The organism is Duganella sp. SG902 (assembly GCF_013376005.1).
Lineage (GTDB): Bacteria > Pseudomonadota > Gammaproteobacteria > Burkholderiales > Burkholderiaceae_D > Rugamonas.
Genome location: NZ_JABMJK010000030.1, coordinates 1 through 22144, shown reverse-complemented (window position 1 = coordinate 22144; position 22144 = coordinate 1). Strand labels below are relative to the sequence as shown.

19 protein-coding genes and 1 riboswitch are annotated in these 22144 nt (G+C 65.8%); of the genes, 4 read left to right on the top strand and 15 right to left on the bottom strand.

Annotation, left to right across the window (positions count from 1 at the left end):
- The first annotated feature begins 118 nt into the window (after window positions 1-118).
- The 3 genes from FHW83_RS30080 (at window position 119) to FHW83_RS30070 (ending at window position 5012) form a co-directional block, all read left to right on the top strand.
- The gene (locus FHW83_RS30080) at window positions 119-1939 is read left to right on the top strand and encodes an esterase-like activity of phytase family protein (RefSeq protein WP_373997290.1); all 1821 of its coding nucleotides are present in this window, start codon (window positions 119-121) and stop codon (window positions 1937-1939) included.
- A gap of 90 nt (window positions 1940-2029) precedes the next feature.
- Entirely contained in the window at window positions 2030-4033 is a 2004-nt protein-coding gene (locus FHW83_RS30075; protein WP_176650043.1) for an FxDxF family PEP-CTERM protein, read from the top strand.
- A gap of 67 nt (window positions 4034-4100) precedes the next feature.
- On the top strand, window positions 4101-5012 hold the full coding sequence (locus FHW83_RS30070) for a phytanoyl-CoA dioxygenase family protein (protein WP_176650042.1): 912 nt from the start codon (window positions 4101-4103) through the stop codon (window positions 5010-5012).
- On the opposite strand, the gene FHW83_RS30065 is transcribed toward FHW83_RS30070, so the two are convergent.
- Window positions 4981-6402: a DHA2 family efflux MFS transporter permease subunit gene (locus FHW83_RS30065; protein ID WP_176650041.1), complete on the bottom strand. Its 1422-nt coding sequence runs from the start codon at window positions 6400-6402 to the stop codon at window positions 4981-4983. The two genes, FHW83_RS30070 and FHW83_RS30065, sit on opposite strands and share 32 nt — an antisense overlap.
- A gap of 105 nt (window positions 6403-6507) precedes the next feature.
- On the opposite strand from FHW83_RS30065, the gene FHW83_RS30060 reads away from it, so the two are divergent.
- Window positions 6508-8193: an alkaline phosphatase gene (locus FHW83_RS30060; protein ID WP_229224423.1), complete on the top strand. Its 1686-nt coding sequence runs from the start codon at window positions 6508-6510 to the stop codon at window positions 8191-8193.
- Here FHW83_RS30060 and bluB read toward each other — a convergent pair.
- The 14 genes from bluB to cobT form a co-directional block, all read right to left on the bottom strand.
- The gene (gene bluB / locus FHW83_RS30055) at window positions 8190-8840 is read right to left on the bottom strand and encodes a 5,6-dimethylbenzimidazole synthase (RefSeq protein ID WP_176650039.1); all 651 of its coding nucleotides are present in this window, start codon (window positions 8838-8840) and stop codon (window positions 8190-8192) included. The genes FHW83_RS30060 and bluB overlap by 4 nt on opposite strands.
- 1 nt (window position 8841) lies before the next feature.
- On the bottom strand, window positions 8842-10296 hold the full coding sequence (locus FHW83_RS30050; protein WP_176650038.1) for a cobyric acid synthase: 1455 nt from the start codon (window positions 10294-10296) through the stop codon (window positions 8842-8844).
- A 1-nt stretch (window position 10297) separates the two neighbouring features.
- A complete protein-coding gene (locus tag FHW83_RS30045) occupies window positions 10298-11173 on the bottom strand; it encodes a cobalamin-binding protein (RefSeq protein WP_229224422.1) in 876 nt (291 codons plus the stop codon).
- Entirely contained in the window at window positions 11170-12150 is a 981-nt protein-coding gene (cobD, locus tag FHW83_RS30040) for a threonine-phosphate decarboxylase CobD (RefSeq protein WP_176650036.1), read from the bottom strand. The genes FHW83_RS30045 and cobD overlap by 4 nt, the downstream gene beginning before the upstream one ends.
- Window positions 12143-13105: an adenosylcobinamide-phosphate synthase CbiB gene (gene cbiB / locus FHW83_RS30035; protein ID WP_176650035.1), complete on the bottom strand. Its 963-nt coding sequence runs from the start codon at window positions 13103-13105 to the stop codon at window positions 12143-12145. Before cbiB ends, cobD begins: the two co-directional genes overlap by 8 nt.
- 2 nt (window positions 13106-13107) lie before the next feature.
- A complete protein-coding gene (gene cobU / locus FHW83_RS30030; RefSeq protein WP_176650034.1) occupies window positions 13108-13656 on the bottom strand; it encodes a bifunctional adenosylcobinamide kinase/adenosylcobinamide-phosphate guanylyltransferase in 549 nt (182 codons plus the stop codon).
- Complete coding sequence (locus FHW83_RS30025) at window positions 13653-14939, bottom strand: cobyrinate a,c-diamide synthase (RefSeq protein WP_176650033.1); 1287 nt, start codon at window positions 14937-14939, stop codon at window positions 13653-13655. Before FHW83_RS30025 ends, cobU begins: the two co-directional genes overlap by 4 nt.
- A complete protein-coding gene (cobO, locus tag FHW83_RS30020; RefSeq protein WP_176650032.1) occupies window positions 14933-15538 on the bottom strand; it encodes a cob(I)yrinic acid a,c-diamide adenosyltransferase in 606 nt (201 codons plus the stop codon). Before cobO ends, FHW83_RS30025 begins: the two co-directional genes overlap by 7 nt.
- On the bottom strand, window positions 15535-16308 hold the full coding sequence (locus tag FHW83_RS30015; protein ID WP_176650045.1) for an ABC transporter ATP-binding protein: 774 nt from the start codon (window positions 16306-16308) through the stop codon (window positions 15535-15537). Before FHW83_RS30015 ends, cobO begins: the two co-directional genes overlap by 4 nt.
- On the bottom strand, window positions 16308-17330 hold the full coding sequence (locus FHW83_RS30010; protein WP_176650031.1) for an iron ABC transporter permease: 1023 nt from the start codon (window positions 17328-17330) through the stop codon (window positions 16308-16310). The genes FHW83_RS30015 and FHW83_RS30010 overlap by 1 nt, the downstream gene beginning before the upstream one ends.
- Before the next feature lie 56 nt (window positions 17331-17386).
- Entirely contained in the window at window positions 17387-19249 is a 1863-nt protein-coding gene (locus tag FHW83_RS30005; protein ID WP_176650030.1) for a TonB-dependent receptor domain-containing protein, read from the bottom strand.
- Window positions 19250-19316: 67 nt separating this feature from the next.
- Window positions 19317-19539, bottom strand: a riboswitch (cobalamin riboswitch).
- A gap of 4 nt (window positions 19540-19543) precedes the next feature.
- Window positions 19544-20059: a histidine phosphatase family protein gene (locus FHW83_RS30000; protein ID WP_176650029.1), complete on the bottom strand. Its 516-nt coding sequence runs from the start codon at window positions 20057-20059 to the stop codon at window positions 19544-19546.
- Window positions 20056-20823 (bottom strand): adenosylcobinamide-GDP ribazoletransferase, encoded by a 768-nt coding sequence (locus tag FHW83_RS29995; protein ID WP_176650028.1) that lies wholly within the window; start codon window positions 20821-20823, stop codon window positions 20056-20058. The genes FHW83_RS30000 and FHW83_RS29995 overlap by 4 nt, the downstream gene beginning before the upstream one ends.
- Window positions 20823-21848: a nicotinate-nucleotide--dimethylbenzimidazole phosphoribosyltransferase gene (gene cobT / locus FHW83_RS29990; protein WP_176650027.1), complete on the bottom strand. Its 1026-nt coding sequence runs from the start codon at window positions 21846-21848 to the stop codon at window positions 20823-20825. Before cobT ends, FHW83_RS29995 begins: the two co-directional genes overlap by 1 nt.
- Window positions 21849-22144: the final 296 nt, after the last annotated feature.

Sequence of the window (22144 nt, the reverse complement as noted above, 5' to 3'; positions counted from 1 at the left end):
AACCGGCGCCCGCATCAGGCGCTGGGCATGAAAACACCCGCTAAGGCATTTGCATTAGCGGCTTGAGTTGAGCAGGAATCGCTGGGTCATTACATTTACCTGCTACGCCGGCGATACCGTGAGCTTCAGCATCGGCGGCATCGCACTCGGCAGTGCAGCCTGCGCCGCCACCATCACGCCGCTGCAGCTGGCCGGCGTGACCGACGTCAAGGACAGCAAGGTCGTCAATCGCCTGCTGGCCTTGCAACTGTTGGACGACGATAGCGACCCATCCAACGGCATCAAGCTGAACGCCGATGTGAAAACCGCGCTGGCCACGAAAAGCGCCGACTTCAACGCCGCCGCCGACACCTTCAACACCGCGCTGGCCGCCAACCTGTCGGCCGCTGGCGCCAAGTACGCCGCGCGCGGCATCGACGACAGCCGGCGCGCGCTGGTGCGCGAGCACTTCGAGGACACGCTGGCCTCCAAGGTCGGCACGCCGGTCAATGAGGCCTTCAACCAGACCACGCCGCTCGGCGCGGTTGCCGTCACCGTAACGCGCTACCAGGTGCAAGCCGCCAGCAGCTATTACATTCCCTACGAGGGCGCGAACGCCAAGGTCAAGGAAGATTTTCCGCTGGGCTTCCTGCCATCCTACGGTTCCTCGATCGCCTTCAAAGGCACCAACGCCAATGGTGAGTTGGAGTTCTACGGCCTGACCGACCGCGGCCCCAACGGCGACGGTCCCAACCTGCCGGCCCTGAGCGGCAGCGGCACCACCGGCGCCAAGATCTTCCCGTCGCCAAGCTTCACGCCGGCGTTTGGTGTGATCACGGTGGGCAAGTCCGGCGCTGTGCTGAGCTCGTCGACGCCGATCAAGGTATCGGCCACAGTCAAGACCTCCGGCCTGGCCATCCCGCCTGGCGCGGTGGGCAACTCGGCCGAACTGCCGGTGCTGGACACGATGAAATACGACGCAAGCAGCAAGGCCGTATTCGACGCCAACGGCCTCGATACCGAGGCCATCGTCGTAGATAAGAAGCGCAACGTGCTGTGGGTCTCGGACGAGTACGGCCCCTTCATCGTCAAGATCGACCCGGCCACCGGCATCATCCTGAACAAATACGCGCCGGGTAGCGGCCTGCCGGACATCTTCTTGAAACGCCGCGCCAACCGCGGCATGGAAGGCCTGGCGCTGGATACCAGCACCGACAAGCTCCATGGCTTCCTGCAAAGCCCCCTGTCGGATGGCACCGCGCCCTATACGGTCACCGGCAAGAACGAGCAGGTCGAGCGCTTCGCCCGCTTTACCCGCTGGACCGAGTTCGACCCCACCACCGGCAAGGCCGGCAAGATGTACGCCTATCCGCTGGACGGCGCCGACTATCAGGACGGCCGCACCGGTAACGCCAAGCTGGGCGATGTGGTGGCGCTCGGCAATGGCAAGTTCATCGTGATCGAGCAGGGCGCGGCGCCGAACGGCAAGGTATTCAACAAGCTGATGCTGATTGAAATCGGCGCCGCCACCGACATCGCCGCCGCCGGCTTCAACCCGGCCACCTCCGACCTGGAGAAGAGCAGCATGGGCGGCGTGGTCGTCAACGGCGCCGACTGGAAAGCCGTGACCACGCTGAAGAAAACCTTGCTGCTCGATCTCAACGCCATCGGCTGGCTGGCGGAAAAAGCGGAAGGCCTGACCATCGTTGACGGCAACACGCTGGCCCTGGCCAACGACAACGACTTCGGCCTGAAGACCAAGCTCTACGACGCAAACGGCAAATCGATCGACGACGCCGACGTCACCAAGTGCAATGTCGACGCGAACGGCGTGATCGTCACCAGCAGCGCGGCCGGCTGCAACGCGGCCAACAGCATCCGCGTGGCGCGCGGCGCCGATGTGGAGCGGCCAAGCCGCCTGTGGTTGATCAAGTTCGCCAAGGCGCTGACGTCGTTCTAAAGCGTGTGTTGTCGTCACGTTGGTGTCACAAGCTTGTCATAACTGTATGGGATATTAAAAGTTTATTCATGACACCAACGGGACGACATCATGCTGAAACCTTCCTCCGCTGTTCAATTCCTGATGATGGCGGCGCTGCCGTTCAGTGCCGCCACGGCGGCGGACTTCACCATCAGCGGCGGCAGCGCCAGCGCGCAAACGCTGGGCAAGAACCAGACCGGCACGGTCACCGCGACCGGCACGCTGAGCGTGAGCGGCAGCGCGGTGGCGGTGACGGTCAACGACAACAACGCCACACTGAACAACCTCGGCACCATCAAGCAGACCGGCTCCGGCCGCGTGATCCGCGATAACACCGGTGTCGTCACGTTTGTGATCAACAATGGCAGCCTCGGCAACAACAAGGCGCTGATGCAGTCCGCCGACGCCGACGTGATCCAGATGGCCAAGGCGGGCGCGTCGGTCACGCTGAACAACTACGGTTCCCTGGTCTCGCTGAACGCTTCCGCCGGTGGCGCGCAGGCGGTCGATTTCAACGCGGTGACCGGCGCCAACGTGATCAACAACTACGCCGGCGGCCTGTTGAAAGCCACCGATGCCGACGTCGTGCGCCCCGGACTGAACGGTGTGATCAACAACGCTGGCCAGATCCGCTCCAGCCTGGTCAAGGATGATGGCGCCGACGGCGTCGATGCGCAGAAAAACACCGGGGTGCAAATTTTCAACCTGCCGACCGGCCTGATCGAAGGCGGCCGCCACGGCATCACAGGCGAGCAGGCCGATGCCGTATCGAGCTTCACCATCACGGTGACCAACAGCGCCGGCGGCGAGATTCGCGGCCTGAACGGTTCCGGCATCAACCTCGATGGCTACAACGGCAAGCAGGCCGCCACCATCATCAACCATGGCCTCATCAGCGGCCAGGGTGGCACCGGCGATGGCGACGGCATCGACGCCGATGGCATCGCCAGCATCACCAACACCGGCATTATCCGCTCGCTCAACGCCTACAGCGCGCCGGGCGCCGGCCTGGCGTACAGCGAAGGCATCAGCGTCGGCGGCGGCACCATCGTCAACGCGGGCACCATCGAAGGCCTGGTCGGCGCCGGCAACACCAATGCGGTCGGTCGCGGCATCACGCTGGCCGGCAACGACATCACCAGCGGCGCGCTGAAAGGCACGCGCGAGGGCCTGTACGCCAACGCCACCATCACCAACCAGAGCGGCGGCCTGATCCGTGGCCAGAGCGATTCGGCCATCGTGGTGTCGGGCGCGGCCAGCGGCTACACCGTGACCATCCATAACCAGGCCGGCGCCAGCATCGTCGGTGGCGGTGCGGCCAGCGCCGCCATCCAGGGCAACGCCGACAACACGGTGATCGTTAGCGGCGGCGTCATCAACGGCGCCAGCAGCGGCAAGGCGATCGCGCTGGGCGGCGGCGTCAACAGCGTGACCATCACCGGCGGCCAGATTCTGGGCGGCATCGATGGCGGCAGCGGCAGCCAGAACGTCTTGCTGGTCAATGCCGGCGCCGGCAACGGCTTTGCGTACGCCGGCGCGATTTCGAACTTCAGCAAGGTGGAAGTGCTGAGCGGCGACGTCAGCTTCTCCGGCGTGAGCGGCTACAGCGGCGCCACCGTGCTCAGCGGCGGTTCGCTGACGCTGGATGGCGCCCAGCGCCTGTCGGCGGACAGCGCGCTGGTGCTCAATGGCGGCACGCTGCGTCTGGTCAACGCCGGCGCCGCGGGGCAGAGCTTCGCCAGCCTGTCGCTGAGCGGCGATTCGTCGGTGTCGCTGGGCGGCTCGTCGCTGACCTTTGGCGCGCTGGGCACGGTGGTCGATGGCAAGACGCTGACCTTTACCGAGGCGGCCAACGGCGGCTACGCCTTCCGTCTGCAGGGCGATTACTCGGCCGACGCCAACTTCCTGTTGCTGATCGGCGTCACCCACATCAATGGCCTGGGCGCGACTTACATGTTTGACGGCGCCTATACCAGGGTGCTGGCCGCCGTGCCGGAACCTGCCACTTACGCCATGCTGTTTGCCGGCCTGGCGCTGGTGGGGGCGATCGCACGCCGCCGCACCAAGGTTTAGCCCATATCAAGGCGGACTGGCTTCCCGGTTGTTACCTTCCCAGAGGTTACTCTGGGAGGAAAGCCCGATGGAATATGCGCAGCTGAAACCCGGCCGCCGTTTTGCCCCGCTCCAAAGCTTGTTGTATTACAGCCAGCGCGTCGTGACCTATCCCACGCTGCGCCGGCTGGTGGTGCGCGCGCTCAGCGGCGCGGTGCGGATACGCCAGGGGTCGGGCAAGGAATTGTACGCGGCCACGCCCGCCGAGGAGGCGGCCCTGCTGGCCCTGCGCCGCAGCGGCTACGCCCCGCTCGGCAACCTGCTCGACAGCGCGCAATGCGACGACATTCGCGACTGGCTCAGCGATAAATTATTGATCGACCGCGATCGCGAGCGGCCGGGCTTTACGCTGGCCCAGCGGCCGGACGCGGTGCGCGTGGCCGATTACGATCTGCGCGACGTGATCGCCTGTCCGCACATCCTGTCGCTGGCCAACAGTCCCGCCTTGCTGGGGCTGGCGGCGCGCTACATGGAGTGCAAGCCGACCATCTCCGCGCTGGGCTTGCGCTGGTCGTTCCCGGTGCCGGGCGACGACAGCGCCTTGCAGGCCTTCCACCGCGATTCCGAGGATTGGCGCTACCTGAAAGTGCTGGTCTACCTGACCGACGTGGACGACGGCGCCGGACCGCACGTCTACCTGCACGGCAGCCACCTGACGCAGGCGCCGATGCGTCTGCGCTTCTACAGCGACAGTGAAATCGCCGGCGCCCACAGCGCCGACATGCTGCTGACCGCGATCGGCACGCGCGGCTTTTGCTTCGCGGTCGACACGGCCGGCATCCACAAGGGCACGGCGCCGGCGCTGCAACCACGGTTGATGTTGCAGATCCAGTACTCGCTGCTGCCCAGCTACGCCTATCGCTACGCGCCGCAGCGTTATCGCGGGACGCTGCCGCTGGACCCTTACGTCAATCGCCTGATTGTTCGTCAGGGCGCTTAGCCTGGGTAATGGCTTCGCCGTCGGTCTTGCGCAGCGTGCGGAAGGTGAGCGAGGACAGCACGGTCAGCACGGCCAGCGTCACGAAAGCGTAGTGCAGCGCCGACGTCAGCGCCGCGCGGTTCGACTGCGGCAGATCGCCCAGGAACCAGCCCGTGACCAGCGAGCCGGCCGCCAGCCCGAAACTCATCGACAACTGCTGCATCGAGCTGGCCATCGTGCTGGCCATGCTGGAATTGGAGTTGTCCACATCGGCATAGGCGATGCTGTTCATGCTGGAGAACTGCAGCGAGTTGAAGAACCCCAGGCACAGGCTGATCGCGACAATCGCATACAGCGGCGTGCCCTGGTGGACCAAGGCGAACATGCTGATGGTGACGCCGATCAGCAGCGTGTTCACGGTCAGCACCTGGCGGTAGCCGAAGCGCCCCAGCACGCGCGCCGATATTACCTTCATGCCCATGGCCGCGGCGGCGGACGGCATCATCAGCAGGCCCGATTGCCATGCCGGCAGGCCGAGGCCCAGCTGGTACAGCAGCGGCAACAGGAAGGGCAGGCCGCCGACGCCGAGGCGGGTGACGAACCCGCCCAGCACCGAGACGCGGAAGGTGCGGATCCTGAACAGCTCCAGCCGCAGCAGCGGGAACGGCGCGGTTTTCGCATGCCACACATACGCCGCCAGCAGCGCGCAGGCGATGAACAGCAGCACCGAGGCGGAGGTCACGTCCAGCTTATGCTCGCCGAAGACCTCCAGCAGCCATGACAGCAGCGCGATGCCGGTGCCGAACAAAACGAGGCCGATCAGGTCCAATGGCTTGGTGTGGTCTTCGCGGTAGTCCGGCATGTAGCGGTGCGCAAGGAAGATGGCCAGCAGCCCCACCGGCACGTTGATGAAGAAGATGTCGCGCCATGTCAGCCAGTGCACGATCAGGCCGCCGATGGTGGGGCCGAGCAGTGGCCCGATCAGCGCCGGGATGATGACGAAGTTCATGGCCGCCAGCAGCTCGTGCTTGGGATAGGTGCGCACGATGGTCAGGCGGCCGACCGGCATCATCATCGCCGCGCCGAAGCCCTGCAGCAGCCGCGCCGCCACCAGCATCGGCGAGTTGACCGACAGGCCGCACAGCACCGAGGCGATGGTGAAGATGGAGATCGCGGTCATGAACACGCGGCGGGTGCCGAAGCGGTCCGCCATCCAGCCGCTGATGGGAATCGAGACCGCGAGGCTGAGGATGTAGCTGGTGACCACGGCCTTCAGGCTCAGTGGCGTCACTTGCAAACTGGCGGCCATCGCGGGAATGGCCGTGTTGACGACGGTGGAGTCCAACTGCTCCATGAAGAGGGTGGTGGCGACCACCCATGGCAGGTAGCGCTTGGCGGCGGCGGTGTTCATCGGGGCACTCATGGGGACATTGTCACACAAAATAAACGGAACGGTCATGAGCGCGTCACGTTGCGGGCGTAAGTTGCCGTCATCGCTATGGCCGGGGAGACCAACATGGAAGGACGCCGCACCTTTATTCGCCAGGTGGCCGCATCGACCGCGCTGCTCGGGGTGGCCGGCTGCACCAGTACCGCCGGCGGTGTCGCGGAGAGCACGCCCACCGGTTTCCGCCATGGCGTGGCGAGCGGCGACCCGCTCAGCGACCGCGTGATCCTGTGGACGCGCGTGACCCCGGCGCGCGCCGGCGAGATCGAGGTGCGCTGGCAGATGGCCACCGATCCCGCCATGCGGCAGGTGATCGCGCATGGCAGCGTGGTCACCTCCGCGCAGCAGGATTACACGGTGAAGGTGGATCCTTCCGGCTTGCTGCCCGGGCATGTCTACTATTACCAGTTCGCGGCGGAGGGCGGGAAATCGGTGGTGGGCCGCACCAGGACGCTGCCGCGTGGCGATGCGCGGCAAGTGCGGCTGGCGGTGTTCTCCTGCTCGAACTATCCGGCCGGCTACTTCAACGTGTACGCCGATGCCGCGCGCCAGGACGATATCGACGCCGCGCTGCACATCGGCGACTACATCTATGAATACGAAAGCACGGGCTACGCCTGCGGCAACGCCGAAGCGCTGGGACGCGTATCCGAGCCGCGCGAACTGCTGCTGCGCACGGACGACTATCGCCGCCGCTACGCCCAGTATCGCTCCGATCCTGATTTGCAGGCGGTGCACGCGGCCATGCCGTTCATCACCGTGTGGGACGACCACGAGATCGCCGACGATACGTGGCGCGACGGTTCGGTCGATCACAAGGCCGGCAAGTACGGGCCCTTTGAGTTGCGCAAGGCGGCGGCGCTGACCGCCTACCATGAATGGATGCCGATCCGCGTGCCAGACGCGGCGGCGCCGGACAAGATCTACCGCTCCTTCGATTTCGGCGGCATCGTCTCCTTGCATATGCTGGACACGCGCCTGATCGCGCGCGACCAGCAGTTGATGATGTCCTCGTACTACGATGAGCACAAGCACTTCGACGTGGAGAAGTACAGGCAGGACGTCTGCTCGCCGCGCCGCCAGATGATAGGCCGCGAGCAGATGGCGTGGCTGGAGGGGCAGGTCAGCCGTTCGACCGCGCGCTGGCAGATGCTCGGCCAGCAGGTGCTGATGGCGCGCATGGAATATCCGACCGCCGTGGTCATGGGCGAGTGCAATTGCACCGACTACTCGGCCTTGAAGAAGCGCGCGGCTGCCGATCCATCCTGTGTCACGCCGAAGGAGCAGCGCTGGCTGTCGGCGCCCACCTTGCCGTGCTACCTCGATTCATGGGACGGCTATCAGGCCGACCGAGAACAGGTGTTCGAGATGATGCGCAAGCATCGCAAGAACCTGGTGGTGCTGGCCGGCGACACCCACAACGCCTGGGCCAGCGATCTGCGCGACGCGCAGGGAGCGCAGGTGGGTGTGGAGTTCGCCACGGCCTCGGTATCATCGCCAGGCATGGAGGGCGCGTATCCGGACCGTGATCCGGAAGACGTGGCCAATATGATGGTGGATTTGATCGAGCCGCTGTATTACGCGCAGACCAGCAAACGCGGTTACATGATCATCACCGCCAGCCACGAACAGGTACGTTGCGACTGGCGCTTTGTCGACACGGTGCTGAAGCACGAATTCACGGCGGCCACGGAGCGCAGCCTGCGCGTGCTGCCGGGGCCGGGCAATCGCCGCATCGAGGAGTGCCCGGCCTAGGCCGGGTTATCCCAGCGGTTCTCGAACAGGATCTCGCTGAGCGGACGGCGCTGGTCCCACTTCTCCAGTTCCAGCATGGGCGCGGTGTAGAACTCGTGGACGTGGCCCACGCACAGCACGGCGATCGGCTGGCTGCCGTCCGGCATGCCGACGATGTCGCGCAGCCGCTGCGGATCGAACATTGAAACCCAGCCGGCACCGATGCCTTCCGCGCGCGCGGCCAGCCAGAAATTCTGCAGGGCGCAGGCGGCGGAGGCCAGGTCCATCTCCGGCATGGTGCGGCGGCCGAACACGTACTGATCGCGTTTGTCGACCAGCCCCACCACCAGCACCTCGGCGCATTCCAGGATGCCTTCCACCTTGAGCTTCATGAACTCCTCGGCGCGCTGGCCCAGCGCCTCGGCGGTCTTGATGCGCTCCTCGTTGACGTGCGCGTGAATGCCGGCGCGCAGCGCGGCGTCGGTGATGCGCACGAAGCGCCACGGCTGCATGTAGCTGACGCTGGGGCCATGGTGGGCGGCGGTGAGGAAGCGCTCCAGCTGGCCCGGTTCCAGCGGGCCGCGTTTGAAGTGGCGCACATCGCGGCGTTCGCGGATGGCGCGGTAGACGCCGGCGATTTCGGCATCTGGATAGGCGTGCGGGTTCATTTCAGTTCGATTTCAGTGCGAGGAGGGCGTCGAGCAGCGGCTGCGTGGCGTCGGCGATGCGATCCAGGCTGGCTTCGCGCAGCGCGCCGGTGTCCACGGTGTTGTGCGAATCAAGGCCGGCCCAGCGCAGCAGGGCGCTGATGCCTTGCGGTGTGTCGAACAGGCCATGCAGATAGGTGCCGAGGACCTGGCCGTCTTCCGACAACGCGCCTTCGGGACGGCCGTCGATGATGAAGGCCGGCTTGCGCAGTGCTTCGCCGGTGGAGACGCCCATGTGGATTTCGTAGCCGCTGACCGGTGCTTGCGCCGCGTCGAAGGCGCACACGCCTTGTACCTGCGCCAGCCGTTTCTCAGGACGCATGTCGGTGCACATGTCGAGCAGCCCGAGGGCGGGCGACGCGCCGGCCTTGCCTTCCATGCCCAGCGGGTCGGTCACGCTCTGGCCCAGCATCTGGAAGCCGCCACAGACGCCGATCACCTTGCCGCCGTAGCGCAGGTGATGGGCGATTTTTTCAGGCCAGCCCTGGGCGCGCAGCCATTCCAGGTCGCCGCGCGTGTTCTTGCTGCCGGGGAGGATGATCAGGTCGGCCGCAGGGATAGGCTCGCCCTGGCGCACGAAGTGCAGGTCAACGTCGGGATGGGCGCGCAGTGCGTCGAAGTCGGTGTGGTTGCTCATGCGCGGCAGGCTGGGGACCACCACCCGGAAGGCGCCGCGCGCGGCTTGTACCGGTTGCACCGCGTCTTCGGCGTCGAGGAACAGGCCGTGCAGATAAGGCAGGACCGCCAGCACCGGTTTGCCTGTCTGCTGCTCCAGCCATTCCAGGCCCGGCTCCAGCAGCTTGATGTCGCCGCGAAATCGGTTGATGACAAAGCCGATGGTGCGCTGGCGTTCGCTCTCCGACAGGCAGGCCAGCGTGCCGACGATGTGGGCGAACACGCCGCCACGATCGATGTCTGCCACCAGCACCACCGGGCAATCGACTTTTTCGGCGAAGCCCATGTTGGCGATGTCGCGGTCGCGCAGGTTGATCTCGGCCGGGCTGCCGGCGCCCTCCACCATCACGCAGTCGTATTGTCGCAGCAGGCGCTCGTGCGATTCCAGCACCGCCTGCATGGCGACGGTTTTGTATTGGTGGTAGTCGCGCGCGTTCATCTCGGCGCGCACCTTGCCGTGGATGATGACTTGGGCGCCGATGTCGCTCGATGGCTTGAGCAGGATGGGATTCATGTCGGTGTGCGCCGGCACGCCCGCCGCGATGGCCTGCAGCGCTTGCGCGCGGCCGATTTCGCCACCGTCCGCCGTCACCGCGCTGTTGAGCGCCATGTTCTGCGGCTTGAATGGGGCCACGCGCACGCCCTGTCTTTTGAGCAGCCGGCAGAGGGCGGCGACGACGGTGCTTTTGCCGGCGTCGGAGGTGGTGCCTTGCACCATGAGGGTACGATAGGGGAAGGACATGTCAGTTCTTGCGGTGCTGTCGGGCTTCTTCGATTTTTTCGCACAGCGCCCTGGTGCCGGCCACCATGCGCGGACCGGCGCGGTTCAGCAGGTCGCCCTGCAGGCGGAACAGGTTGTTGTTCTGGACCGCCAGCAGCGTGCCGTAGGGCTTCCACAGATCGACGCTGCCGTAATCCTTCTCGCTGGTGCCGAAGATGGCTTCGGGATTCGCCTGCAGCACCGCTTCCATGCTGATGACCGGCGCCGTGACTTTCTGGTCCGCGAAGATGTTGACGCCGCCGCACAGGCGGATCGAGTCGCTAACGATGGATTTGCCGTTCAGAGTGTAGAGCGGCTTGTCCCACACCTGATAGAACAGGCGTACCGGCGGGCGGTTGGAATACTGCTTGGCCATAGCCGTGAATTGCTGGCGGATGTCGGCGGCGGTGGCATTGGCCACGCCATCGGTGCCCATCAACTGGCCCAGGCGTTCGACGTTGTCGGCGATGCCTTCCAGTTTGGTCGGCTCGCTGTGGAACAGCGGGATGCCCAGCTTGCGCAAACCCTCGATCTGGCGTTCGAAGCCGCCGTGCATCCAGATCACGATCAGGTCCGGCTTCATGGCGGCCACGCGTTCCATGTCGATCAGGCGGTTGTCGCCTACGCGCGGAATTTTCTTGGCCGCTTCCGGATAGTCGCTGTAGGTGACGGCGCCGACGATCTTGTCGCCGGCGCCGGCCGCGAACAGCAACTCCGTCACGTGTGGCGCCATGGCGATCACGCGCTGTGCGGGTTTTTGCAGCGTGACGACGTTGCCGTCGTCGTCGCGAACCGAGATCGGGGCGGCGCTGGCGGCCGTCGAGGCAAGGAGGGCGGCGGCGAGAATCAGTTGTTTCATTTTTTTGTCCATTCAGTGAGTGCTGCTTGCAGGCGCTGCCAACCCGCTTCGTCGGGCGGCAGGCCGAGGCGGATGCCGCGTCCCGCTTGTGTAAAGAGTCTGACCCAGATGCCGCGTTCCGCCATATGCTGCCAGAAGGCTTCCGGCTGCCGCTCGGCCCACCACTGGAATAGCGGTGTGCCGCTGGCGCGGATGCCGTGTGCCGCCAGCAGAGCGCGCAGGCGTTCGCCGCTGGCTCGCAGCTCGCGCCGGGTTTGATCCTGCCAGGCTTGGTCGGTCAGCGCGGCCAGCGCGATCTGCTGCGCCGGGCCGCTGATGGTCCATGGCCCCAGCAGGTCGGCTAGGTCGCGCAGCAACGCCGGATGCGCCGCCACGAAGCCCAGCCGGATGCCGGCCAGGCCGAAGAACTTGCCGACCGAGCGCAGGACGATCAGGCCGGGAAGCGCGCTGTGCGCCGCCACGCTGTTGTGCTGTGCCGTGTCGCCAAACGCTTCGTCCACCACCAGCCAGCCGCCCCGTGCGGCCAATCGCTCGGCCCACCGCAGCAACTGGGCCGCCGGCACCGCCGCGCCGGTCGGGTTGTTGGGATTGACCACCACCACCACGTCGTGATGCGCAACGGCGTCTTCCAACTCGTCGTACGGTGTGAGCGTCAGCGTGTGGCCGTGATCGGCCCAGTGATGCGCGTGTTCGGCATACGACGGCGCGCTGACCGCCACGCGCGAAGGTTTGCGCAACCGGGGAAGGGTCTGGATCGCTGCCTGTGTGCCAGCCACCGGCAGCATGTGCGGCGCGCCATAGAAGGCTTGCGCGGCGGCGGTCAGCGCCGGATCCGGTTCCGGCAAGCGATGCCACGCATTGCCGTCCAGCGTGGGCGCGGGATACCAGCGTGGATTGATGCCGGTCGACAGGTCAACCCAGTCATCGCGGCCGAAGCGTTGCGCTGCGTCGCGCAGGTTGCCGCCATGTTCAAGCATGTATGTACTCCATCAGTGCCGCCGCCGCGCAGGCCAGGGCCAGCCACAGCGCGGTGGTGCGCGCGACCAGCCGCCAGGCGCGATTGATGTCCGTGCCGGTGGCTTGCGGTCCTGCGCCCAGCGTGGGACGGTGTTCCAGTTCGCCGTCATAGACCGCCGCGCCGCCAAGCTGCACGCCAAGCGCGCCGGCGCCGCTGGACATGACCGGGCCGGCGTTCGGGCTGTCCCACCCCGGCGCCTGCGCGCGCCAGCATTGCCATGCACGGCGCTTGCCTTGCAGGCCCGGCGCCAGCAGCACGTAGGACAGCGCGGTCAGGCGCGCCGGCAGGTAGTTGAGCGCATCGTCGATGCGAGCGGCCGCGCAGCCGAACTGGCGCAGGCGCGGCGTGCGGTAGCCCCACATGGCGTCCAGCGTGTTCGCCATGCGGAACAGCACCGCACCGGGCCCGCCTGCCACGATGAACCAGAACAGGGTGCCGAAGACGGCATCGTTGCCGTTTTCCAGCAGCGACTCCGCGCTGGCCTTGGTCAGTTCGATCTCGCTGGCGCTGGTGGTGTCACGGCTGACGATGTAGGAGGTGAGACGGCGCGCGTCCTGCAGGTCGTTGCGCCCCAGCGCGTCGGCGATCGGCAGGTTGTGGTCGCGCAGGCTGCGCAGTCCCAGGGCGAAATACAGCATGAGGACATGGGCCGCCGCTTGCGCGGCCGGCGCGGCGAGCGTCCATACCAGCAGCGCGGCCAGCGCGGTCAAGGGCAGCACGGCCAGCGTCCACGCCAGCACGCCGCGCGCGAAGCGCAGCCGGCCTTCGCGATTCAGGCGGCGTTCAAGCGCCATGGCCAGGTTGCCGAAGCCGACCAGCGGATGCCAGCGGCGCACCTCGCCCCACCACAGGTCCAGCAACACGGCTGCCACCATCAACAGCGCGATGGTGGAGAAGCTTAGTCCACTCAGCACAGCTATCCTTTGAGCACCAGCGGCAGGCCGGCGGCGACAAACACGGCGCGGTCGCAGATGGCGGCAACCGACTGGTTGAGGCGTCCCTGTTCATCCATGAAGCAGCGCGACACGGCGCCCATCGGCATGATGCCCAGGCCAACCTCGTTCGACACCAGCACGATGTCGCTGGCGCACTTGGTCAGCGCGCTGGCCAGCATGTCCTGCTGTTCGTGGAAGAGCGGCGGCAGCGTGATCTGGCCGATATCCGGGTAGTCTTGCCCGCTGCTGAACAGCAGGTTGTTGAGCCACAGCGTCAGGCAATCCACCAGGATCAGGCGATCCGGCGAGGACCAGCGCAGCAGCTGGTTACCCAGTGCCAGCGGCTCTTCGACGGTGATCCATTCGTGCGGCCGGCCGGCACGGTGATGCGCGATGCGGGCGGCCATTTCCTCGTCGCCGGCCGTGGCGGTGGCGATGTAAACCACCTCCTTGCCGGAATCGATGGCCAGACGTTCAGCGTAGGCGCTTTTGCCGGAGCGGGCGCCGCCCAGAATCAGTGTACGTGTCATGTCACACTCCTAAGTAACAAGGCGGCGGTCGCCGCCGGATTGGATGCAAAGTATGCGTGAAAATATGAGGCCGATAACGATCCTACCCGATACCAGGCCTCACCTTGGATAGCGGAGGGATGTTTGCTAGTGTACGTGGCCGGCGCCACCTCGGTCGCCAGCTTGGAGTAATGGAAGGTGTGGCCGCGCAGGATGCCCTGCGGCGTCTCCAGCCCCTGCGAACCGAGACCCGCCAGGCGTGGCTGCATGGCCACAGCGCCGGGCAGCAGGCCCGCCATGCGCCACACCGCGCCGGCCTGGTCGGCCAGGGTATCGGCCAGCGCCATCATGCCGCCGCATTCGGCGACGATGGGCATGCCGGCCGCGTGGAGCGCGCGGATCGACGCGGTCCAGTTGTCCGCTTGCGACAGTTGTTCGGCGTGCAGCTCGGGGTAGCCGCCAGGCAGATAGACGGCGTCGGCGTGCGCCGGCACGGCCTCGTTGGCCAGCGGCGAGAAAAACTTCAGCGTCGCGCCCATGGCGCGCAGGGTGTCCAGGTTGGCCGGGTAAAGGAACATGAAGGCTGCATCGCGCGCGATGGCGATGGTCTTCCCGGCGAGTAGCGGCGGCAGCGCCGGAGCCGCCGTCGCGCCGATATGCACGGGCGGCAGGCTTTCCCATGCCGCCTCGTCGAATACCAGTTGGTCGGCCAAATCGTCCAGCAATTGGTCAAGGTCATGCACCTCGCCCGGCAGCACCAGGCCCAGATGCCGTTCCGGCAGCGACTTGGCCTGCTTGGGCAAGGTGCCGAACAACGGAATGTCGCGCAACGAGGATGCGATCATTTTGGCGTGGCCTTCGCTGGCGACGCGGTTGGCGATCACGCCGGCCATCTTCACGGGGCCATAGTCGCGCAGGCCGTGCACCAGCGCGCCGGCGGTTTGCGCCATGGCGCCGGCGTCGATCACCGCCATCACCGGCACGCCGAATTCGCGCGCAAGGTCGGCGGAAGAGGGCGTGCCGTCGTAGAGACCCATCACGCCTTCGATCAGAATAACGTCCGCTTCGGCGGCGGCTTGCGCCAGCTGCTGGCCGCACAGCTCTTTACCGACCATCCACAGATCGAGCGAACGCACCGGCGCACCGCTGGCACGCTCCAGCAACATGGGGTCGATGAAGTCCGGGCCGCATTTGAACACGCGCACGCGCCGGCCCAGTTTGACCAGCTTGCGCGCCAACGCGGCGGTGACGGTGGTCTTGCCTTGCCCGGACGAGACGGCGGCGACCAGGACGGCTTTTACCATTCGGTCCCCGCTTGTGCGCCGATGCCGGCTTTGAACGCGTGCTTTACCACGTCCATTTCCGTCACCGTGTCGGCGATCTCGATCAGTTCCGGTGGTGCGCCGCGCCCGGTGATGCAGACGTGCTGCATCGCCGGCCGGGCCAACAGGTCGTTGATGACGACGTCCACGTCGAGGTATTTGTATTTGAGGGCGATGTTCAGTTCATCGAAGATCACCAGTCCGATCTCCGGATCGGCCAAGAACTTCTTCGCCTGCTCCCACGCCAGCTGCGCCTTGGCGACATCGCGTTCGCGGTTCTGCGTCTCCCAGGTGTAACCCTCGCCCATTGCGTGGAAGCTGATCTCTTCCGGGAAGCGGCGCAGGAAGCGTTCCTCGCCGGTCTGCAGCGCGCCTTTGATGAACTGCACCACGCCCACCTTCATGCCGTGCCCCATGGCGCGGATCGCCATGCCGAAGGCGCTGGAGCTCTTGCCCTTGCCGTTGCCGGTGTTGACGATGATGATGCCGATCTGCTTGTCGGCGGCGGCGATCTTGGCGTCGATGATGGCTTTCTTGCGCTCCATGCGCACGCGGTGACGTTCGTTGATGTCGTCGCTCATTGGGTTTCCTCGTTGGGGATAAAGATGCTGCGCTTGCCGTGCCGGATCACTTCGATCGGGTGGCCCAGATAGTCGCTCAGGATATCGGCCCGCATGACTTCCGCCGTGGCGCCGGCCAGCCAACGGCCATCGCCCTTCAGCAGCAGCGCGTGAGTGGAGACGCTGTGCGCCAGCGTCAGGTCGTGACCGATCATGACGGCGGTCTTGCCCTGCTCGCGGCACAATCGCGCCACGATATTCATGACGCTGACCTGATGCGCGAGATCGAGCGCGTTGGCCGGTTCGTCGAGCAGCAGCAGCGGCGTGTCCTGCGCCAGCATGGCGGCGATCGCCACGCGTTGGCGTTCGCCGCCGGACAGCGTGCGCACATCGCGCGCCGCCAGGTCGGCCACCTCCATCGCTTCCAGCGACTTGATGGCGATGGCGTGATCGTCGCTGTCTTCCCAGTAGCGGTTGTCGTGGTACGGATGGCGTGCCGACAGCACCGTTTCGATCACGCTGTAGGAGAAGGCGTCGCTGCGGCTCTGCGCGAGGAAGGCGCGCTGGCGTGCCAGTTCGGCCAGCGGCCATTCGGGTAGCGGGCGCCCGTCCAGCGCAACGTGGCCGGACTCCGGCGGGCGCAGGCCGGCCAGCGCCCGCAGCAGCGTGCTCTTGCCGGCGCCATTGCGGCCGATGACGCTCCAGCATTCGCCCTGGCGTACTTGCCACTCGAGATCCGACACCAGCTGGCGCTGGCCGACGCTGAGGTAAAGTTTGTGCGTGCTGATCATCATTTGCGCAGCCGGTGTAATTGGTACAGGAAGACCGGCGCGCCGATCAGGGCGGTCACCACGCCCACCGGCAGCTGTTGCGGCGCGATGGCGGTGCGGGCCAGCGTGTCGGCCAGCAGCAGGAAGGTGCCGCCGGCCACTGTGGCCGCCGGAATCAGGATGCGATGGTCGGGACCGACCGCGAAGCGGCAGGCGTGCGGCACGATCAGGCCGACGAAGCCGATGCTGCCTGCGCTGGTGACCGCGCTGGCGGTCAGCAGGCCGGAGACGAAGAACAAACCCTTGCGCAGCGCGCCGACGCGGATGCCCAGCGTGGCGGCAGCTTCGGCGTGCAGCGCCATCACGTTCATGGAACGGGCGCTGCGCAGCGCGAACGCCAGCGCGGCGATCAGCACCGCCCACGGCATCCAGCGCACCTGGGTGCCGGACAAATCGCCGATCATCCAGAACACCATGCTGCGCAGCCGGCTCTCGGGCGCGATGGACAGCATCAGCGTCACCAGCGCCATGCAGGCGGCGGACAGGATGGCGCCGGTCAGCAGCAACAGCGAGGTGCCGCCTTCGGCCGCCGTGCCGCCGCGCAGGTCGCGCCGGGCCAGCACGTACAGCATCATCGAGACGGCGACCGCGCCGCCAAAAGCGGCGGCGTCCACCATCCACGCGGAGCACATGAACAGCAGCGCGGCCAGCGCGCCAACCGAGGCCCCGGCCGACAAGCCAAGGACATAGGGGTCGGCCAGCGGATTGCGCAGCAATGCCTGCATCATCACGCCGGCCAGCGACAAAGCGGCGCCGGTGACAAAAGCGGAGACCGCGCGATTGATGCGCAGGTCGAGCAGGGTGGCCGCTAGTGTCGAGGTCTGGCCATGCAGCAGCTCATTCAGCGCCGCGGGAATATCGGAAAGGGGAATCGAGACCGAACCGGTCATGCCCGAGAAAATCAGGCTGGCAAACGCGAACAGCAGCAACCCTGCAAGGGTGATGGCGGCGCGCTGTCGCAGATTGCGAGAGAAAGAATGCATGCACTGCTTTCGAAAAAACTGCCGGGAAGGGACGTCCTTCCCGGCAGGTTACACCATTATTTGTAGCCGTAACGGATGCCGGCGAACAGCTTGGCGTCCGGCGTGGCGTAGTTGCGCGCCAGGTCGTACCGCTTGTCGGCGACGTTGTTCCAGCGGACCAGCGCCGACCAGTCGCGGGTGATGGCGTAGGTCGCGTACAGGTTCACCAGGCCGTAGCCGCCCAAACGGTTCTTGTTGGCCGCATCGTCGAAGCGATCGCCGGAGAAGGTCAGCTCAACGCCGGCCTTCAGTGCGCCGATGTCGTAGTCCGCACTCACGTTGCCGTGTTTCTTCGAGCGGCGCTGCAAGCGGTTGCCGGTGGTTTCGTCCTTCGGATCCTGCAGGTCGATGCTGGCGTTGAGGTTGATGCCGGCCAGCTTGGTGGCGCCGGCGATGGTCACGCCCTCCAGCAGCGCCTTGTTGACGTTGTAAGCGCAGCTCGATTTGGGCACGTTGGTGTACGGGCAAGGCGTGACGCTGACCAGCATGTCGGTCAGCTTGTTGTGATAGTAGCTGGCACTCAGTGCGTTGACGCCGTCATCCCAGCGTATCCCGATTTCAGCGCTCTTGCCTTGCTCCGGCTTGTTGGCCTCGTTGCCGTAGCCCGGGTAGTACAACTCGTTGTAGGTCGGCGCGCGGAAGCTGGTGCCATAGCTGGCGGTGGCGCGCAGCTGCGCGGTGATGTCGTAGCCGTAGCCCACCGAGCCGGTGTTCTTCGAGCCGTACACCGAATTGTCGCGACGGAGGGCGGCGTTCAGCAGATTGGCGCCACGGCGGGCATTGTACGAAACAGCCCACGAGTTGGTGCTGCGGTCGCGGTTCAACGCGTCGGAGCCGTTGGTCGATACTTCTTCCTTGCGGTGATCGTAGAGCACTTGCAGCACGTCTTCGCCGATGCGGACATCGTTTTGCAGGGTGATGTCGGTTTGCCTGGTGTCGATGCGCGTGTAACCCGCGGCCGCGGTGCTGGTCCAGTTCTGACCCTTGTCGCGGCTTTCCGAATACTGCACCAGGGTGTCGACGTTCGGCAGGAATTTGGCTTTGCCGTAAACGGCGGCGGTGTCGAGCGAAGCGACGCTATGTGTATCGTAGGCGGAGGCGCCGCTGTCGTACTGCGATTCCAGTTTGCTGTGCAAGAACAGCGCGCCGGCTTCGTAGCCTGGCGCGATTTGCAGGCCGAATTGGCCAGAGGCGTTTTCCTTGTCGTAGCCGTCGCGGTCCGCGTTGTACGTGGACAGGCCCGGACGGGTGGCGTTGAAGCCGTCCGATTTCTCTTTGCCGGCGCTGATGGCGTAGCTGAAGCTGTGTTCACCGCCAGTGGCGCCGGACAGGGTGGCGTCGGCCTCGCGCGTCTTGTCGCTGCCGTAGCCGGCGAAGGCCGTCACGGCTGGCGCGCCCTTGCCCTTCTTGGTGAAGATCTGGATCACGCCGCCGATGGCGTCGGCGCCGTACAGGGAGCTCAGTGGGCCGTAGACGATTTCGATATGGTCGATGGCGGTCAGCGGAATGGCGCTCCAGTTGGCGGCGCCGGTGGTCGAGGAGGCGATGCGCACGCCGTCGACCAGCACCACGCTCTGGTTGCTGTTGGCGCCACGGATGTAGACGCTGGACGCGGTGCCGGCGCCGCCGTTGCGGGCGATCTCGATGCCGCGCTGGCGTTGCAGCAGGTCGACGACGGAGCCGGCGCCGGATTCGGCGATCTGCTCGGCGCCGATGGAGATGGTGTCGCTGATGACATTGGCCAGCGGCTGCGGCGTGCGGGTGGCGGTAACGACGACGGTGCCCGCAGACGCGTTTGCGGATTCGGCGTGCGCATGGCAGGCAGCCATGGCCAGCGCCAGCGACGTCATCGCCGCAGGGCGGGAAATACGAAAGGTCATGATCATTTTTCTGTTAGTAGCAACCGGCCGACGTCCCCGTAGGCCAATTGTGAACAGAAGCGGGGCGCCCGCTTCCACCTGGTTTGGCCGGTATCCGGGCTAACAAGTCAGACCGCCTTACCTTCCCATGCCGTGGCACAGTGGTTGTCAGAGGCGGTTCGTCGCGCGCGAGGGCGACACTTGCTTACCGTTGCGGGGGCAGCACACGTTGGCTTTTTGATCAGCTCCGTGTTTCCCGTTTAACTGCGCATCTGAACAGACGCGCGAGCACCAAAACCCGCACATTATACGGGTTTAGAGGGCCCAGGTGGAGCCGTAGGGGATTTGATGGGCGGTTTGCGCGGCTTGCAGGGCCATCTCCGCCGGCGGCAGTCCCGCATGGCGCGCGCGCAGCAGACGCATGGTTCCGGCGTGGCAGATGATGACGGCGTCACCCTTCAGCTCATCGTAAAAAGCGGCGATGCGTTCGGCCATCCGCAGCACGCTCTCGCCGCCGCCGGGGCGGTAGTGGACCATGTCGGCGGCCCAGGCGTCGATGTCCGCGCGCGGGATCGCGTCCCACGGTCGCATCTCCCAATCGCCGAAGTGCATCTCGGCCAGACGGGCATCGTAAATGGCGGTGGCGCTCAGGCGCGCGGCCAGTTCGGCGCAGCGGCGCAGCGGGCTTGAATAGATGGGCAAGCCAGCCGGCAGCCGCAAGGCGGTCAGTGTCCGCTCCAGTTGTTCCGGCGCCACGGCGAGATCGGTGCTGCCGTAGCAGATGCCCGGCGCGACCAGCGGTTGCGGATGGCGCACCAGTATCAGCTTCATGGCCGCAGGCTGGCCAGGGCGCACAAGTAGAACGCCACCTCGGTCACCTGCTGCACCGCGCCTAGGCAATCGCCGGTGTAGCCGCCGATGCGGCGCACGCATTTGCGGCCCAGCCAGACGGTGGCGACGGCGGCGGCCAGTACGCCGGCAAGCAGCGCCGCCAGCGGCAGCCATCGTAGCGATACCACGGCCACTGCGGGAATGGCGGCGCTGGCGGTGGCGATCAGGAATTCGGCGCCGCTCATCTTCTGCGCCAGCGGCTTGGCCTTGCCTTCGGCGCGCGCGTAATCGAGGCGCCAGATCAGCGAGGTGGCCATCAGGCGCGAGACCGGATGCGCCACCAGCAGCGCGCCGATGGCGGCCGGCGGCGGCAGTATGGCCAGTGTCGTCAACTTCAGTCCCAGCATGCAGATGATGCCGATGGCGCCATAGGCGCCGATGCGCGAGTCCTTCATGATCTCCAGCACGCGCTCCGGCGTCATGCCGCCGCCAAAGCCATCGCACATGTCGGCAAAACCGTCTTCATGAAACGCGCCGGTGGCGTAGATGCCAATCGCGGTGGAGATGATGGCGGCGACCGGCGCAGGCAGCAGCCATGCGGCCAGGGCGTAAGTGGCGGCGGTGATCAGCGCCACCACCACGCCGACCAGCGGGAAGTAGCGCGATGCCTGATTCAGCCACGCCGGATCGAACCCCACCCAGCCGGGGATGGGCAGGCGGGTGAAGAACTGCAGCGCGGTGAAGAACAGGCGTAGCTGGTGCATTATTCGGACTTCTCGCTGACCTGGGCCGATTCGAAGGTGGCCATCTGGTTCAGGAAGTTGGCGGCGGCATGCAGCAGCGGCAGCGCCAGCGCGCAGCCGGTGCCTTCGCCCAGGCGCAGGCCGAGGTTGAGCAGCGGCTTGGCGTTCAATGCTTCCAGCATCTGGCGGTGGCCGTTCTCGTCGGAGCAGTGCGCGAAGACGCAGTAGTCCAGGATCGCCGGCTGGACGCGTGCCGCGACCAGCAGCGCGCTGGTGACGATAAAGCCGTCGATCAGCAGCACTTTGCGAAGCTCGGCGGCTTTCAGCATGGCGCCGGCCATCATGGCGATTTCCAGCCCGCCGAAGGTGGCCAGGACATCGAACGGCTCGGTGGCTGCTGCGTGCCTGGCGACGGCCGCTTCGATCACGCGCTGCTTGTGCAGAATGCCGTCGGCCGACAGGCCGGTGCCCGCGCCCACGCACTGTGCGACAGGGATGCCGGTCAGCTTGTGCATCAGCGCTGCGGCTGCGGTGGTGTTCCCGATGCCCATCTCGCCGAAGCCGACCACATTGCCTTCCACCTCGGCGGCCAGCGCCATGCCGGCGGCCAGCGCGGCGTCGCACAGGTCGCGGCTCATGGCGGGTTCGTGGGCGAAGTTGCGGGTGCCGTGGGCGAGCTTGCGGTCGGTCAGGCCGTCGCGCGGGCCGAAGTCGTGATTGACGCCGGCATCGATCACGCGCAGCGCGCATTGGTTCTGCGCGGCGAAGACGTTGATGGCGGCGCCACCGGCCAGGAAGTTCTCGACCATTTGCCAGGTCACGTTCTGCGGATAAGCGGAGATGCCTTCCGCCACCACGCCGTGATCGGCGGCGAACACCAATATGGCTGGCTTGGCGATGCTGATATCACAGCGGCTCTGTATCAGGCCGATTTGTTTGGCCAGCGCCTCCAGCACGCCCAGGCTGCCCAGCGGCTTGGTCTTGTTATTAATGGCGCGGTCGAGTTGGGCGGACAGCGCGTCGTTATGAGTAGGGGAGATCGACATGGAGAGGCACAGGAGACGAAAGATTATTATTTTACCTCTTGCCAAAGCGGGCGGCGGCTTGCTATAGTTCGGTCCCTCGCAAAACGCGGCGTCGAAAACAAAACGATGTAGCGAAAAACGAGGGTTGACGAGATAGACGAAACGCTTCATAATCTCGCTTCTGTGCTGATGAACACAACGCTTCAACAGCAAATAATACGGTCTTTAAAAAATTACAGTCGATAAATGTGGGCGTTTGATGCTGCAACAAAAAGCATTAAATGCTCAACAAGAAATACTGTCAGTATTTTGAGTGA